The sequence below is a fragment of the Gordonia desulfuricans NBRC 100010 genome (assembly GCF_001485495.1).
Taxonomy (GTDB): Bacteria; Actinomycetota; Actinomycetes; order Mycobacteriales; family Mycobacteriaceae; genus Gordonia; species Gordonia desulfuricans.
Map to the genome: position 1 here is coordinate 1 of NZ_BCNF01000162.1, position 15,578 is coordinate 15,578.

At 69.0% G+C, this 15,578-nt stretch carries 14 protein-coding genes; 2 read left to right on the plus strand and 12 right to left on the minus strand.

Annotation, left to right across the window (positions count from 1 at the left end):
* Window positions 1-329: 329 nt before the first annotated feature.
* Entirely contained in the window at window positions 330-1,184 is an 855-nt protein-coding gene (gene rsmI / locus GD1_RS21970) for a 16S rRNA (cytidine(1402)-2'-O)-methyltransferase (protein WP_059039584.1), read from the minus strand.
* A 42-nt stretch (window positions 1,185-1,226) separates the two neighbouring features.
* On the opposite strand from rsmI, the gene GD1_RS21975 reads away from it, so the two are divergent.
* Window positions 1,227-2,825 carry a dolichyl-phosphate-mannose--protein mannosyltransferase gene (locus tag GD1_RS21975; protein WP_083534600.1) on the plus strand — a complete coding sequence of 533 codons (1,599 nt, stop codon included), beginning with the start codon at window positions 1,227-1,229 and terminating at the stop codon, window positions 2,823-2,825.
* 102 nt (window positions 2,826-2,927) lie between these two features.
* Here the strand turns inward: GD1_RS21975 and GD1_RS21980 are convergent, their stop codons facing one another.
* The 6 genes from GD1_RS21980 to GD1_RS22005 all read right to left on the minus strand — a co-directional run bounded on the left by GD1_RS21980 (window position 2,928) and on the right by GD1_RS22005 (window position 8,361).
* Window positions 2,928-3,299 carry a GntR family transcriptional regulator gene (locus tag GD1_RS21980; RefSeq protein WP_152972890.1) on the minus strand — a complete coding sequence of 124 codons (372 nt, stop codon included), beginning with the start codon at window positions 3,297-3,299 and terminating at the stop codon, window positions 2,928-2,930.
* Window positions 3,299-4,555 carry an arginine deiminase gene (locus GD1_RS21985; RefSeq protein WP_053778482.1) on the minus strand — a complete coding sequence of 419 codons (1,257 nt, stop codon included), beginning with the start codon at window positions 4,553-4,555 and terminating at the stop codon, window positions 3,299-3,301. The genes GD1_RS21980 and GD1_RS21985 overlap by 1 nt, the downstream gene beginning before the upstream one ends.
* Window positions 4,556-4,667: 112 nt before the next feature.
* Complete coding sequence (locus GD1_RS21990; RefSeq protein ID WP_059039576.1) at window positions 4,668-5,909, minus strand: MFS transporter; 1,242 nt, start codon at window positions 5,907-5,909, stop codon at window positions 4,668-4,670.
* A complete protein-coding gene (locus GD1_RS21995) occupies window positions 5,906-6,997 on the minus strand; it encodes a patatin-like phospholipase family protein (protein WP_059039579.1) in 1,092 nt (363 codons plus the stop codon). Before GD1_RS21995 ends, GD1_RS21990 begins: the two co-directional genes overlap by 4 nt.
* A gap of 10 nt (window positions 6,998-7,007) precedes the next feature.
* Entirely contained in the window at window positions 7,008-7,472 is a 465-nt protein-coding gene (soxR, locus tag GD1_RS22000; RefSeq protein WP_020791875.1) for a redox-sensitive transcriptional activator SoxR, read from the minus strand.
* A gap of 19 nt (window positions 7,473-7,491) precedes the next feature.
* Window positions 7,492-8,361 (minus strand): universal stress protein, encoded by an 870-nt coding sequence (locus tag GD1_RS22005; protein ID WP_020791876.1) that lies wholly within the window; start codon window positions 8,359-8,361, stop codon window positions 7,492-7,494.
* A 176-nt stretch (window positions 8,362-8,537) separates the two neighbouring features.
* Between GD1_RS22005 and GD1_RS22010 the strand changes: the two genes are divergently transcribed.
* Window positions 8,538-8,867, plus strand: a complete 330-nt coding sequence (locus GD1_RS22010) for a hypothetical protein (protein WP_053778484.1) — start codon at window positions 8,538-8,540, stop codon at window positions 8,865-8,867.
* 16 nt (window positions 8,868-8,883) lie between these two features.
* Here the strand turns inward: GD1_RS22010 and GD1_RS22015 are convergent, their stop codons facing one another.
* From GD1_RS22015 to GD1_RS22035, 5 genes are all read right to left on the minus strand, one after another.
* On the minus strand, window positions 8,884-9,705 hold the full coding sequence (locus GD1_RS22015) for a protein kinase domain-containing protein (RefSeq protein WP_053778485.1): 822 nt from the start codon (window positions 9,703-9,705) through the stop codon (window positions 8,884-8,886).
* A 1-nt stretch (window position 9,706) separates the two neighbouring features.
* Window positions 9,707-11,827, minus strand: a complete 2,121-nt coding sequence (locus GD1_RS22020; protein WP_059039581.1) for a cation:proton antiporter — start codon at window positions 11,825-11,827, stop codon at window positions 9,707-9,709.
* A gap of 31 nt (window positions 11,828-11,858) precedes the next feature.
* On the minus strand, window positions 11,859-13,475 hold the full coding sequence (locus GD1_RS22025) for an FHA domain-containing protein (RefSeq protein ID WP_059039582.1): 1,617 nt from the start codon (window positions 13,473-13,475) through the stop codon (window positions 11,859-11,861).
* Window positions 13,472-13,909 (minus strand): hypothetical protein, encoded by a 438-nt coding sequence (locus GD1_RS22030; protein ID WP_053778488.1) that lies wholly within the window; start codon window positions 13,907-13,909, stop codon window positions 13,472-13,474. The genes GD1_RS22025 and GD1_RS22030 overlap by 4 nt, the downstream gene beginning before the upstream one ends.
* A gap of 1 nt (window position 13,910) precedes the next feature.
* The coding region (locus tag GD1_RS22035) for an FAD/NAD(P)-binding protein (protein WP_059039587.1) at window positions 13,911-15,578 on the minus strand (1,668 nt) is incomplete at its 5' end.

The following is a 15,578-nucleotide window of genomic DNA, read 5'->3' on the forward strand; positions in this document are numbered from 1 at the left end:
TCTCCGCAGCCGACGTCGAATAGCAACCACCTCAGAGGTGGTCACGTCAGCAACCCCGGCCGTCTGAGGTTTCGACACGCCTCGTCGCTACGCTCCTCATCGGCCCAACCACCCACTAGGCGTTGCTGATTGAGCTCCGATAGAGGTGGCCGAGTTGACGACTTCGGCCGTCCGAGGTTTCGACACGCCTCGTCGCTACGCTCCTCATCGGCTCAACCACCCACTAGCGGTGGCTGATTGAGCCGGGACCGAGCATCGCGAGGACCCGAGTCGAAATCTCCGCAGCCCGACGTCGGGTGGTGGCCACCTCCGAGGTGTCGCGAAAAGAACTACTCCGCCGACCGTGCGGCGAGTACGGCCTCGTAGACGTCGCGCCGGGAGACCGACGTCCCGCGCGTCACCTCTTCACACGCGGCCTTGAGTCGCATCCCGCCCTCGACGAGACCTTCGGCACGGACGACGAGCTCGTCGAGATCCGGTTCGGTCGCGACCGCACCGGCCAACACCACGGTGATCTCGCCCTTGACGCCGCCGGCGGCCCACTCGGCCAGCTCTGCGAGATCGCCGCGTCGGATCTCCTCGTAGGTCTTGGTCAGCTCGCGGCACACCGCGGCCCGGCGCTCGCCGCCGAGGACGGTCACCGCATCGCCGAGGCAGTCGGCGAGCCGATGCGGCGACTCGAAGAACACCGCGGTGCGGCGTTCGTCCCGCAACTGACCGAGCCACTCCTTGCGTGCACCGGGCTTCCGTGGCGCGAACCCTTCGAAGCAGAAACGTTCGGACGGCATCGCCGAGACCGCCAGCGCCGTCGTCACCGCCGACGGCCCGGGCAGCGCGGTGACCTTCAGACCGGCCTCGGCACATGCCACCACCACGCGATAGCCCGGATCGCTGACCGACGGCATCCCGGCGTCGGTGATCAGCAGCACCGTGGCGCCCCCGGCGATGGCCTCGACCAGCCGAGGGGTGCGGGCGGCCTCGACCTGGTCGTAGTAGCTGATCAGTTCACCGGTGATCGTCACATCCAGACCGGCGGCCAACGCGCGGGCACGTCGGGTGTCCTCGGCGGCCACGATGTCGGCGGTGGTGAGCGCCTCACGCAACCGTGGGGACGCGTCGTCGTAGCGGCCCATCGGGGTGGCCGCGAGGACCAGCGCCCCGGACGTCGTCGGCTCGGATGTCATGTCCACAGAGCTTACGGCGGGCCGACCACTACCATCGATCGGGTGACTCTCACCGTGGGCGACGTCGGAGCGGACGCACGACATCACGGCGCCGACTTCCCGGCGTCGGCTCAGCCCACGCCGCCCAACCCCGGACCGGAGATCCCCACCCCCCTGTTCGGGCCGACCGACCGACGCCGCGGACTGATCGTCGGGCTGGTGCTGGTGGTGATCGCCACGATCACCCGGTTCTGGACGCTGTGGCTCCCCACCGACAAGGGCACACCGGTCTTCGACGAGAAGCACTACGTCCCGCAGGGCTGGCAGGTACTGACCGGCGGCAACTGGATCGAGGACAATCCGGCATACGGCCTGGTGGTCCATCCGCCGGTGGGAAAGTGGATGCTCGCGATCGGCGAGTGGCTGTTCGGCTACACCCCGATGGGCTGGCGATTCATGTCCGCGGTGTCGGGAATCCTGATCGTGGCGCTGATCTATCTGGCGGTGCGACGGATGACCCGTTCGACACTGGTGGGCGCCATCGCCGGGGTGTTCGCGATCTGCGACGGCGTACTGTTCGTCCAGTCCCGGATGGGCATGCTCGACATCTTCCAGACACTGTTCATCGTGGCCGCGTTCACCGCGCTCGTCGCCGACCGCGATCAGGTCCGCGAACGGATGCACAAGGTGTACCTGGAGGGCCGGATCGGCGACTCGCGATTCGGCCCGCGGCTCGGATTCCGCTGGTATCGCTTCACCGCCGGTGTGATGCTCGGCCTGACCTGCGGCACCAAATGGTCGGGCATCTACTACGTCATCTTCTTCACCCTGCTGGCCGTCGGCTTCGACGTCGCCGCACGCCGCACCTATCACGTGCAACGCCCGTGGCTGGGCACCCTCGTCCGCGACGTGGTGCCGTCGGGCCTGAGTCTCGTGGTGATGCCGGTGGCCATCTACCTGGCCACCTTCATCCCCTGGTTCTCCGGTGAGACATCGGTCTACCGCTATCAGGTCGGCAACACCATCGGGACCGACGGCCCGTGGTCGTGGGTGCCGGGCGCGTGGCGCTCGCTCTGGTACTACGAGTCGGGCATCCTCGAGTTCCACGCCGGCCTGACCAACTCCGCCGGCTATCACCACCCATGGGAATCGAAGCCGTGGACGTGGCCGATGAGCCTGCGCCCGATGCTCTACGCCATCGAGAACGGCCCCGACCAGTGTGGCGGCGGTGACTGCGTGCGCGCCCAGATGCTCATCGGCTCGCCGGCCATGTGGTGGCTGGCCCTGCCGGTACTCCTGTGGGGCCTGTGGTCGTGGCTGGTCCGGCGCGACTGGCGCTACGCCGCCGTCGTCACCGCATACGCCGCCGGCTTCCTGCCGTGGTTCGCCGAGATCGACCGACAGATGTACTTCTTCTACGCCACCGTCCTCGCCCCGTTCCTGGTGATGGGACTGGCCCTCTGTTGCGGCGACATCCTCCGGGGATCACGCAAATCGATCCCCGGTTCCCGACCCGAACACCAAGCCCTCGCCGTGTTGGTGGTGGCGATCTACATCGGGGTGGTGGTGGCCAACTTCGTATGGCTGTGGCCGATCATGACCGCCAGTCCGATCTCCCCGGCGACGTGGCGCAACCAGATCTGGCTACCCAGCTGGGGCTGAGCCGACCTGGCGCGCGGCGACAATCCGACGTGCCCGTCACGCGAGGACGACCGGCTCGCCGACGTCGGGTCCACCTGCCCGATGCCGGCGGCGGATCAGCGGTCAGCGGCTCTGCACGGCCCGGGTGACCAGTTCCACGATCTTCTCGTCCGAGACACCCAGCTGCCGAAGATTGCTCACATGCTCGACGGTGGCGTTCTGCGCCGCGGCCAGCGTCGCATCCGGACCGGCCTTGACGAACGAACCACTGCGCCCGCGGGTCTCGAGCACCCCGGCGCTCTCGAGTTCCCGGTAGCTGCGGGCGACGGTGTTCGGTGCGACGTGCAGGTCGGCGGCCAGGGCACGGACGGTGGGGATGCGCGAACCCACCAGCAGCACACCGTCGTCGATCAGTGCGAGTACCCCGCGGCGGATCTGCTCGTAGGGTGGCTGATCGGATTCCGGGTCGAGGCGCAGATGGGCGCCCAGGTCGATCACAGCGGATCCCGGGCCAGCGGACACGACATACAGCGGGGACCGCCACGGCCGGAACCGAGTTCGCGTCCTTCGATCTCGATCACCTCGATACCCGAATCCCGCAGTCGCCGATTGGTTTCCACATTGCGGTTGTAGGACACCACCACCCCCGGCGCGATCGCCAGGGTGTTGTTGCCGTCGTCCCACTGCTCACGCTCGGCGGTCACCGGATCGAGACCGGTGTCGATCACACGCAGCTTCTCGATCTGCATCGCCTCGGCCGCCGCCTCCACGAACGGCCGGGCACCGGTGACCTCGATCCGACCGTCGCCGCGCTCGGTCAGTGTGAACGCCGACATCGTGTCCCGGATGTTGGGGTACATCACCACCGCGTCGACGTCGACCATCGTGCACACGGTGTCGAGGTGCATGAACGCCCGCGCCTGCTCGATCGGAACGGCCAGCACCGTGTGCGCGAGCCCGTCCCCGAACAGGCTCTGCGCCAGGGCTTCCGCACCCGCCGGGGTGGTGCGCTCCCCCACCCCCACCGCCACCACTCCGGGTGCCAGCAGCAGGACGTCACCGCCCTCGACCGGCGCGACCTGCGACTCGTAGGCGCGTCGCGCCCCGGTGAACCGGGGATGGTGGGCGTAGATCAGGTCGGTCAGCGACGTCTCCCGGATGCGGGCGGGCATGGCCAGCGAGGTGATCGCGAACCGGGGGCCGATCCAGAACGAACTGTCCCGGGTGAACAGCAGATTGGGCAGCGGGTCGATCGCGAACTCGGGCCCGACGTGCATCATCCGCACCAGTGAGGAACGGCCGGCGTGGGGTGCCATCGGGAGCTCGTCGAAGGTCATCCCCGTCATCAGCACGTGCGCGAGCTCCGACGCCGACAATCCCCGCAGGTGCGCCGACAACTCGCTCGCGAGGTGCGGGCCGAGCCGGCGCGCACTCACCGCCGCGGCGATGCCCTGGATTCGGGCGGCACCGCTGTGCTCGATGGCTTCCACGAGCAGGTCACCGAGCAGGAACACATCCACCCCGCGGGTACGGAGTTCGTCGGCGAAGGCGTCGTGTTCTTCCTGCGCCCGGTCGACCCACGGCAGACCGTCGAACAGCAACTGGTCACTGTTGCGCGGGGTGAGGCGCCGCAGTTCGTCACCGGGACGGTGCAGCATCACCGCGCGGAGCCGGCCCACCTCCGAATCGCTGCCCAGACGATAGGAGTCGTCCGGTGCGCCGGACGCTGTGGAAGGACCCTCGTTCGCCATGGGACAACCGTAGTGCCTGGGCGGTGTGCGAGGGGGCGACGACGCGTGCCGGCCTGCGGATGTCGGCGATCATGTGGGCGGGTTCACGCCGGTGTGGTTCGGCGGTGTGGGCTCAGGCGGGATCGGGGCTGCCGGTCTCGGGGTCGCTCAGTTTGGCCGGTTCCCCGACGACCGTCGGTGCGGTCTCGCGGGCGAATCCCCACACCACGCACGCCACCGCGGCCACCGCCCCGGTGAACACGAACGCCGGACCGAATCCGACCTGCTGGGCGACGAATCCCACCACGACCGGACCGCTGATGGCACCGAGATCCGACGCCATGCCGTAGGACGCGAGCGCCGAACCACCCTGCCGCCGTGCACCGAGGACGTCGGCGAGGGCCGCCTGGTGGGTCGGCGCGAACAAACCGGAGCCGACACCCGAGAGCGCCGACAACGCCAGGGCGATACCGATGCCGGGGGCGAAGCCGAGCAGGGCGGTGGACACGGCCATGGTGGCGAGCCCGGGCAGCATCACCCGACGGCGCCCGTAGCGGTCGGAGAATCGACCGGCGAGCAGGATCGCGGCGACATTGCCGACCGCATAGACCGCCAGCACCACGCCGGCCATCGCCGCGGACTCGTCGAGTCCCTCGGTGATGAACAGCGGCACCACCGCCACCCGGACCCCGATCGACGCCCAGCCCTGGGCGAAGTTGGAGGCCAGGATCGCACGATAGGCACTGTCGCGCAGCGCCGTCCGCAGGGACATGACCCCGTGCCCGGACTGCGTCGCCGAGACCGCGGTCCCGGCGTCGCGCAGCTGGGTGGCCACCACCACCGATGCGATCACCAGCGCGATCGCGTACACCGCGAACGGCATCCGCAGCCCGAAGCCGACCAGCGCCGCACCGACCAGCGGTCCGGCGATGTTGCCGATCAGGAAACCGGCGGAGAAGAACCCGGACACCCGTCCGCGGATCTCACTGGGCGACAACCGGATCAGCAGGGCCATCGCCGAGATGGAGAACATGGTCGACCCGATGCCGCCGAGTCCGCGAAAGATCAGCAGCTGCACATAGTTCTGGGCGAAGGCGCAGGCGAAGGTGCTCGCCGCCACGATCAGCAGACCGCTCAGATAGATCCGGCGCTCCCCCAGTCTCGCGACCAGCCTGCCGGCCGGCGGGGCGAACAGCAGTCGCATCAACGCGAACATCGACACCACGAAAGAGACTGCGGTGTAGCCGACGTCGAAGCTCCGGGCGAAGCTGGGCAGCGCGGGTGCGATCAGCCCGAAGCCGAGCGCGATCACCACGTTCGCGCTCAGCAGCACCCAGATACCGCGAGGGATCTGTCGCCAGGCCGGTGTGGTCACGACTGCTCGGGCAGCCGGTCGAGGGCCTCGGCGGTCAGCGTCCGACCGAGTTCGATCATCTCGGTGGCCTTGTGGAAGTCGAGGGTGCGCACCGCTTTTCGGGGCACCCGGATGAGGATGTCCGGCGGGTACCCGGCGATCTGATGACGCGTCAGCGCCACCGACATGATGTCGAGGGACCGGCTGAGCACTTCCATCCGGCCCATCGTCCGCGCCATCCGCACCTCGGGTTCGGCCGCCCGGGTCGCGGCCGGGTCTGCCCGGCCGAGCTCGTCGAGCATGTCCTGGTAGGGGCCGTCGGCGGTCTCGGGTGCCACGGTCGGCACGTCGAGGCCGATCCGATCGCGGACCGACCGGACGAAATCCCCCGACAACAACGGTTCCATGTTGCGGCGGATGATCCCCTTGTCCTTCGGCTCCCGATGCTCCCGCGACTCTTTCGGTTCCCGGGGTTCCTTGTTCTCCCGGGATTCCCGGTCGCGGTCCTTGTCCCGCCCGCCGGGCACCCGGGTCGCCCCGGTTCCCGGTCCGCCGTCGGCGTCGAGCACCACCCCGATCGTGACGTCGCTGTTGACCGCCGATGTGGGCGCGACCGGCAGCGGGTCGAGGATGCCGCCGTCGGCGAGCAGCCGGCCGTCGTAGCGGTGGGGTGCGATGACCCCGGGGATGGCGATCGAGGCGCGGATCGCGTCGACCAGCGACCCCTTCTGGAACCACACCGACCGGCCGGTGCCGAGGTCGGTGGCGACCGCGGTGAACGGGATCGCGAGGTCTTCGATCCGGGCGTCGCCGAGGATGTCGCGGACCCGCGCGACGACGCGTTCGGCGCCGATCACCCCACCCTGCCGGGACAGCGACACGTCGAGCAGACGCATCACGTCGATCTGGGTGAGCCCGGAGGCCCAGCGCACATAGTCGTCGAGACCGCCGCCGCAGTACAGGCCGCCGACGAGGGCGCCCATGGACGATCCGGCGACCGATACGAGTGTGAATCCGCGGGCCTCGAGCTCGGCGATCACACCGATATGGGCATATCCCCGGGCGCCGCCGCTGCCCAGGGCGAGCGCCACACGGGAACCTCCTGGCATGGCGTCAACCCTATAGGTCGGCCTGATCCTGCTCGTCGAGGAGTCGGCGGGGACCGGGGCCGAGCCGGTTGAGCTCGTCGCCGGGGTTGAGCAGGTGACACGCCCCGAGCGAGAGGCACCCGCAGCCCACACAGGAGCCGATCATGTCGCGCAGACGTTCCAGCAGCGCGATACGCGCGTCGAGATCGTCGATCCAGCGTCGCGAGGCGGCCTCCCACATCGCCTTCGACGGCGACTCGGTGTGACCGAGTTCGGCGAGTACCTCGGCGATCACGCTGAGCGGGATCCCCGCGACCTGGGAGGCCTTGATGAAGGCGACGCGACGCAGCATCGCACGGTGATAGCGACGCTGGTTGCCGGCGGTCCGGCGCGCGAAGATCAGTCCCTGATCCTCGTAGTACCGAACCGCCGACGGGGCGATCCCCGCTCGCAGGGCGAGCTCACCGACGGAGAGCTCGAGTTTCTTCAGGCCCATCCCTGCGAGCGTATGCCGGTCAGGCCCGGACGACCATCACCGGCAGGTTCGCACTGTGCAGGATCTTCTGGCTGGTGGAACCGAGCATCAGACCCTTGAACCCGCCGCGGCCGCGGCTGCCGACCACCACGAACTGCGCCTTGTACTTCTCGACGGCGTCGAGGACGGCCTTGGCCGGCTCCTCCGGCAGCACCTCACGCACGACCTCCACGTCCGGGTAGTCGGAGTGGTAGCCGGAGAGTTGCTCGGCCACGGCGGCGACGGCGTCCTGCGACATCCGCGACACCTCGTCGGGGTCGATGCCGTAGCCGTGCAGCGCATCGGCGTCGAGCGGGGTCCAGGTGTGCACGGCGATCAGCTTGGTGCCACGCAGCGCCGCCTGCCGGAAGGCCTCCTTGACCGCGGCGGCACTCACCGGGGAGTCGTCGACGCCGACGACCACCGGGCCGTTGTCGCTGCCCTCGGAACCGCACACCACCACGACACGCCCGTGATGATGGGCGGCGACGGTGGTGGAGACCGAGCCGAGGAACAGACCCTTGACGCTGCCGAGACCACGGGTGCCGAGCACGATCATCGCGGCGTCCTTGCCGAGTTCGAGCAGGACGCGGGCGGCGTCGCCGTCGACGATCGAGGAATGCACCTCGAGCGCGGGGGCGGACTCGTGGGCGAGGGTGGCAGCGGCGTGCACCGAATCGGTGGCATCCTGACGAATGGCGTCGATGACGTCCTGGGGAATGATCAGACCCGGCGCGTAGTCACTGGTACTGGCGTCGTACACCGCGACCAGCTTCAGCTCGTGGCCTTCGTACTGTGCGGTCTTCGCAGCCCACACGACGGCCGCATTGGACGCATCCGAACCGTCGACGCCAACGAGAATGGCACTCATCTTCGGTCATCTCCCTCTCGTGCTCTCACACGCTCATAACCTTGCTTCCACACCCATCCTGCCCGGACATACGATGCCCGGCAAAGTGAGGAAAGTCCTGAAATACGGCATATTTCGGCAATGTGTACGCTCGGTGATGTTCACCTTTCCGACAAATTCCATCCCACGAACCGGCCATGTCCCCTGATCCTCACCCCCCAGACGACCAAGGTCCCGACAGCACCGACGCACAGGTGCGGCGGGCCGTCCGCTATGGCGTGATCGTGCTCGGCTTCGGGATCGCCACCCTGGTGGTGGCACTGCTGTCGAGCGGTGCCCTGCGCACCGTGCTGGTGATCGTCGCACCGGCCGTCGTCGGGGTCGGCGCCCTCGGTGCCCTGTGGCACACCTACCGGCAGTGGCGTGCCCGCGGCCGCTGGCAGGTCTGGCAGGGGGCGTCGTGGTTCCTGCTCGCATCGTTCGTGGTGTTCCTGTTCGCCACCGCACCGTTCCTGGTGTCCGGCTGACCGCACGCACCTCGGGTCAGTGGCGCAGACGGTCGATCCGCCCGGCCACCTCCCCGGCGGTCGCGGGTCGTTCCCCGGACAGCGCAAGGCAATTGGCGATCAGTGTGCGTTCCTCGGGATCGAGCTTGTCCGACAGTGCCGGCGGCGTCGACAGTGCGGCACGGATCGCCAGCAGCGGCTGCGCATCGGGTACCTCGCCGTAGACCCCCTGGCCGGTGAGAGCACGGTGCAGCACCGCACCCAGTGACCAGATGTCGGTGGCCCGTGACGGTACGTCGCCCGCCAGCAGTGCGGGGTCCATGTACTGCACCGCACCGGGTTGGGCGAAGCTCGTGATGGGCTCGTCGGCGGCCAGCACCCGGGCCAGACCCAGATCCGACACCTTGCCGCCGGGCCGGCCACCGGACTCGGTGAGCAGCACACTCGACGGGGTGATGTTGGCGTGCGCGATCCCCGCCTCGTGGAGGGCGTCCACCCCGCGCGCGGCGTCGGCGAGCGCCGCGAGGGCGGTGTCGCGGGTCAGCGGCTGCGTCGGCCGGGCCAGCGATCCGAGCGGAAAGTACTCCATCGCATACATGAACTGCCCCTGCAGGACCGCGTCGTACAGCGACGCCAGATAGGGCGATCGTACCGCGGCGAAGGCCCGCAGTTCCCGCACGCCACGGCGATAGGCGTCGTCGCTGCACCTCCCGCCGAACACCTTGAGCACCACGCGGTCGGTGGTGAGACCGAGCCGCTCCGGTGGGACGGCCAGGTAGAAGGTGCCGTTGCCGCCTTCGCCGAGTCGGCTCAGGACGGTGAAGTCGGCCAGGTGCTGCGGTACCTCGACGGTGGCCATGTCAGTGCCTCTCCGGGGATGCGGTCGGATGGGTCGCGTTCAGTTCGGATGTGGGAGCAGACCGTCGGTCGGTCGGGCCGGCCGACGCGACGAACAGATCGATGCGTTGGGCCAGTGATTCCTCACTGGTCTGCATCTGGTCGATCACCGTGAACGCCACCGGAACCGATGGCCGGCCGGCGTCGTCGGGCGCGATGATCAGCGTGCCGGGCAGGACCAGGACGTCGTCGCGCTCGGTGACGGTGACGTCGACGCCGCGGGTGGCCACCGGTGCCAGGTCGGCGGTGAGGCGACGCCTCGACCCGGAGGTCACGACGGTCAGCGCGGTGTGTGCGTGTACCGCGAGCGCACCGGCGAGCATCACCGCGGTACGCCCGGACCGGCTGTCGGCGGCCACGCAGGTCAGCGGTGCGGTGCCGGGCATCCGGCCCGGGGACGCCTGCTCGTCGACGACGACGATCGGTGCGGCGGTGACCGATTCGGTCAGCGACCGCCACCCGCTGTCCACCACGACGACGTCGGCGTTGGAGTTGTCGGCCATCTCCTGCAGGTCGGCGGCGGGGTCGGCGCTGAACCGGCACAGCACCGACACCGATTCGGCGTCGGTCAGCCGCGCGCCGAGCGCACCGAGTTTCTCCACGGCCGACGCCATCGCCGACAGATCCGGTACCAGCGGTACGCCCACCTCGAGACGTTCCGATCTCGGTGCGCTCGCCAGGATCCCGGCGAGGACGACGTCGGTGCCCGCGCCCGCGGCGAAGGCACGCCGATGCCGCGCCAGCAGGTCGTCGAGGTCGGCATCCAGATCGGCCAGCACGATCAGCGTCCGGGCAGAGGTGCCGGAGGCCAGCGCCTTGCGTTCGGCCGCGGCGATGTCCATGTCCACCACCTTGTCCGGGTAGACCAGCCGCAGCAGGGGCTCGGTGAGGATGGTGGTCACCAGCGCCATCACCACCATCATCGCGAACAGCTCGTCGGACAGGACCCCGAGTTGTTTACCCGCACTGAGGATCACCAGTTCGGTGAGTCCGCGGGTGTTCATCAGGACCGCGATCGCCGCCGACTGGCGTCCGGGTATCGACGACAGCCGGGCCCCGGTGTAGGCGCCGACGAACTTGCCGCCGATCGCCACGGCCAGCACCAGCAGCAGTTGCCACCAGCCGCCCGGGCCGATGCCGGCGAGGTTCACCTCGAGTCCGGTCACCACGAAGAACATCGGCAACAGCAGCAGCACACTGACCTGCTCGAGACGTTCGAGGATGTCGCGGGTCAGTTCCTCGGCGTCCACCTTCGGCATCACCGCACCGAAGACGAAGGCACCGAAGATCTGGTGGATGCCGATCAGGTCGGTGGCCGCGGCCGAACAGAACAACCCGATCAGGATCACCGCGAGGATGTCGGGGGTCATGCGTCCGGCGGCGTTGCGCCACACCAGGAGTCTGCGCAGCAGCGGCCGGACCACCAGGAACATGACGGCGGCGTAGACCAGGGTGAGTCCGAGGATGCGGGCGACGGCGAGCGGACTGCCGCCCTGGATCACCGCGATCACGAAGGCCAGCCCCGACCACGCGAGGATGTCGTCGACGGCCGCGGCGGCGAGACTGAACACCCCGGGTGCGGTCCGTTGCATGCCGCGGTCGGTGAGGATGCGTGCGAGCACCGGGAAAGCCGTGATGGACATGGCGATCCCGAGGAACAGCGCCATCCCCAGCAACCCGATCTCGGTGCCGCCGACCACGTTGTGCGACGGGTAGAGCACCACCGCCAGCCCCGCACCGAGGACGAACGGCAGGATGATCGAGCAGATCGAGATGGTTCCCGCGGCGCGTTCTCTGCCCTTGATCAGGCGCATGTCGAGTTCGAGCCCGACGATGAACATGAACAGGACCAGGCCGATCTGCGCCAGCGCCCCGAGCAGGGGCCGGACCTCCGTCGGGAACAACCATCCGGTGGGGTCGCCGGGCAGCAGCCCGAGCAGGCTGGGGCCCAACGCGATACCGGCGGCGATCTCGCCGACCACGGCCGGTTGACGCAGCTTCTGGGCGATCCATCCGCCGACCCGGGCCGCAGCGATCACCACCGCCACGTCGATCAGCAGGAATGCCACCGTGTGTTTGTCCATCATCGGGCTCCCGTCGCCCGTGGGAATGCGTTCATGTCCGGGCGTGCGGCGATTCGAAGATGAAGTGACGGCCACCGATCCGCACGTGTGAGCCGGGTGAGAGAACGTGCGGCTGCCGCGGATTCAGGCGCACCTCACGGTTGCCGAGTGCCGGATCGGCGACGTAGGTGCCGTTCGCCGAACCCAGGTCGACCACGTGGACGTCCCATTCGACCAGGCGGATCTCGATGTGCCGACGCGAGAGCTGCCCCGTCTCGTCGGGCACCCGGATCGGTTTGGGGGTGCCGCGCCGTCGGCCCCCCGAGCTGCCGGGTTCCCGGCCGAGCACGAGGTCCTCGTCGAGCAGGTAGGTGGAGCCGTTGTCGAGCAGCAGCCATCCCAGCGGCGGACGTTCGCCCTCGACGAGGATGCCGGTGAGCTGATCCATCCGAATCCCGCACACCCCGCACAGCCACGACCTCGGGTGGTTCAGGTGTCCTCGCGAACAGCGGATGCCGTGCACGTGGGCGCGGGACTCGACGATCTCGACGACCTCGGTCGCCGGGCGTTTGCTCTCCTCCACCGGCAACGGTTCCCGTTGTTCGGGCGACGCATCCTGCAGCGAGTCGACCTTGAAGTCGCCGAACGGGTCGGCGGGCTGGTGCGCGGCGTGCGGGTGGGCTGCCGGGCTCGCCGGGCGCAGGGGTTCGACGTGCAGGGGTTCAGGACGCAGGGCCTCGGTCTGCTGGTCCGAGCCGGCGAGATCCTGAAGGGCCGGTTCGGGCAGCGGCGGTGCCGGGCGGGGCGGTTGTTTCCCCAGCGGTGCACGCCGCGGCTCGGACTCGACGTCGACACCACCGAGCGAGGCCGACCGGAACGGTGCCGGTTCCGGAGTCGGTTCCGGTTGCGCAGCGGGGCCCGGTTCCGGAGTCGATGCCGGCTCGGGCTCGTCGTCCATCACCGGCATCGGTTCGGTACCCGGTGGCTCGGGCGCGGCAGGCTTCTCGAGTACGGCGGGATTCTCGGGTACCGCAGGTTTCTCGGGTACTGCAGGCTTCTCCAGTACGGCAGGCTTGTCGGGTACGGCGGGCTTCTCGGCCGGCGGTTCGGGCGCCGGCCCACCGCGGACCGGGGCCGGCCGCGAACTCAGATCGTGGATCTCCGTGCCGCGCAGGCCGAGCGGTGTGTGCAGCAACGCACCGGCGGCGGGCACGAAACCCTCCACCAGGTCGTAGGTCTCCTCACCGGGTTCGGCAGGGCGGGTGCCCGACAGATACAGTCCGAAACCCTCGTACGGCCACGGGATGGCCCGGTCGAACGGTTCGTCGTCGCCCGGTTGCAGACGGTGGCCGTCGGCCTCACCGAAGACCGTGCCGCTCAGGTAGATCGCGATGCCCACACTGTCCGGCGCGGCGAACGCGACGTCGACGGTGTGGTCGAGATCGGCGGTGGCGACCAGCTGCGCCAGCGCCCGCGCGACGTGACGTCCGCGGCGCGGCATCCGGTCGGGGACGGCCACCGACTCCTCGAGGGCGAGGATCTCCGGTACCAGTGCGCGGGATCGCTCGCCGATCACACACAGGAAGGCGGGTTTACGGATCACGATCCCGGAACCGGCCACCAACGTCACCGTGGGTGTCACGCTGGGACCGCCGACAGGCGCGCTCAAAAGAACCGACCTCCTTGGAATCGCCAGTGCGGGAAGATCGCTCGCAGTGGACCGTTGAGCACGATCCACACCACCAGCCAGGTGGTCACGAACTGGATCGAGTAGACCAGCGGCGACGGCCGCAGATCGTCGGGCAGCAGCGGCGTGTAGGCCACCACGCACCAGGCCGCGATCCCTTCCGGGATACCGGTCAGCAGACCGAACATCGTCGGCCAGTCCTTCTCCCAGCGGAACTGCTGCAGGAAGTGATAGAGGAACTCCCAGGCGATCCCGAGCACGATGACCACCGCGAGCACGGTGAACGCCACGCGGTAGCTGGTGGCGATGTCGGCGCCGTCGGGCAGCAGCGGACCGATGATGAGGGTCCAGATGCCGCCGACGATGGCCAGCACCAGAACCCTGGTCTGCAAACGCCCCCACAGAGTCGGCAGCACGTCAGTCCACTCCCTTGCCTCGCACCCAGCGCCACCACTGTCGCGTCGACCGCCACGGTGTCAGCTTCTTGCAGAATCCTTGCCGGGCAAGGTCGTCGACGATCTCCAGGCCGGCGATCTGCAGCCCGAGGAAGGTGTCGACCCCCGGGAAGTAGCCGCCGAGGGTGGCACTTCCGGACGCATAGATCTTGCCGTTGCCGCTCCGGCAGCCCAGCAGTTCGAAGTCGCGGCCCACGTCCATCCGGCCCACCGGGTTGATCCCGGCGCCGGTGTGGTCGAGCAGGTCGGCGAGCAGCCGGTGCTCGCGGACGTCGGCCTCCAGTCCGGTGCAGTCGATCACGTAGTCGGCGTAGAGCTCGAAGGTCCCGTCCGGACGGGCATCCTGGGTGATCGATGCGTGTGGGTCGACGCGCACGGTGGCCACCACGCCCTGCCCGCCGGGGCCCGGCACCAGGGACTCGGCCTTGCCGACGGCCACCCGGTACCAGCCCTCCCGCCGACCGCGCTTGAGCTGTTCCTGCCAGTCCTTGCGGACCGGGGTGTTGGTGCCGCCCATCTGTTTGTAGGCGGCGGCGCGCTCGTGGCCCTCGAGTTTGCGCATCTTCTCCTTGAGCTGGCCGCCCCACACCGATTTGGGATAGTTGAATCCCTGATATGCCCAGCCGTCCTTGCCTTTTCGGCGGGCAAAGATATGCGGCCCGTGCGACTTGTCGACGTAGGTGCGGAACAGGTGCACGATCTGCGTCTGCAGTCCGAGGGCGTCACGGTCGTCGATCAGCCGTTGCAGCACCCGGGAGGCGACGATTCCGGCGCCGCGGATCATCACCGTGCCCGGCCGGCGCTGCAGTGCCTGGTAGACCGTCTCGTGCGGCTCGTAGGCGTTGACCACCTTGCTCGCGTCACGGTACTTCTCGCGGAATGCCTGCAGATCGGGCAGGAGCTTGATCCCCGGGTAGCCGATCGCGACGTGCACCCACTGACTACGGAAGGCCACCCGCTTGGTGGTGTACTGCTGCGGATTTCCCTGCGCCCCTCCCTGATTCGGTGTGGCGGTGCCGGGCGCGACACCGGTGCCTGCGGCCTGCGGGGTGAGGATCGTGTAGTAGCCACCCCCGGCGCGCCGCCGGATCATGCGGACCTGCCCGAGCCGGAGGCACTGCAGGTATCCGATCCGGTTGCACTCGGCCTCCATCGACTCGAAGGCGTGACCGGCGCGGGGCGTGTAGTAGTTGCTGAAGATCGGTTCGGTGCCCACGTTCCACAGTGGTTTCAGGGACTTGTCGGCCCACGCCTCGCGCACCGCATACGACGGGAACCCCCAGATGTTGTCCGGGGTGGAGGCCGAGTCCGACCGCAGCCGCTCGGTACGCGGGATCTGCGAGACGCGGGTCAGGTACTCGTAGGAGTGCCATGGGACGTCCTGCGGGCCGAGCACCACGATCTGGTCCAGTGGCACTCCGCAGACGCGGAGATAGTCGACGGTGACGAACGAACCGATACCGGAGCCGACGGTGACGAACGGGACGTCGACCACCGGGATCCCGGCCTGCTCGACCATCGCGTCGGTCCACACGTCGGTCTCGACGAGTTCGGGGGTCAGGTCTCCCCCGGAGCGGCCGCCACGCGGCGCGGCACCCGGCGGTGGCTGCGCCGGTCGACCGGCGGGGGG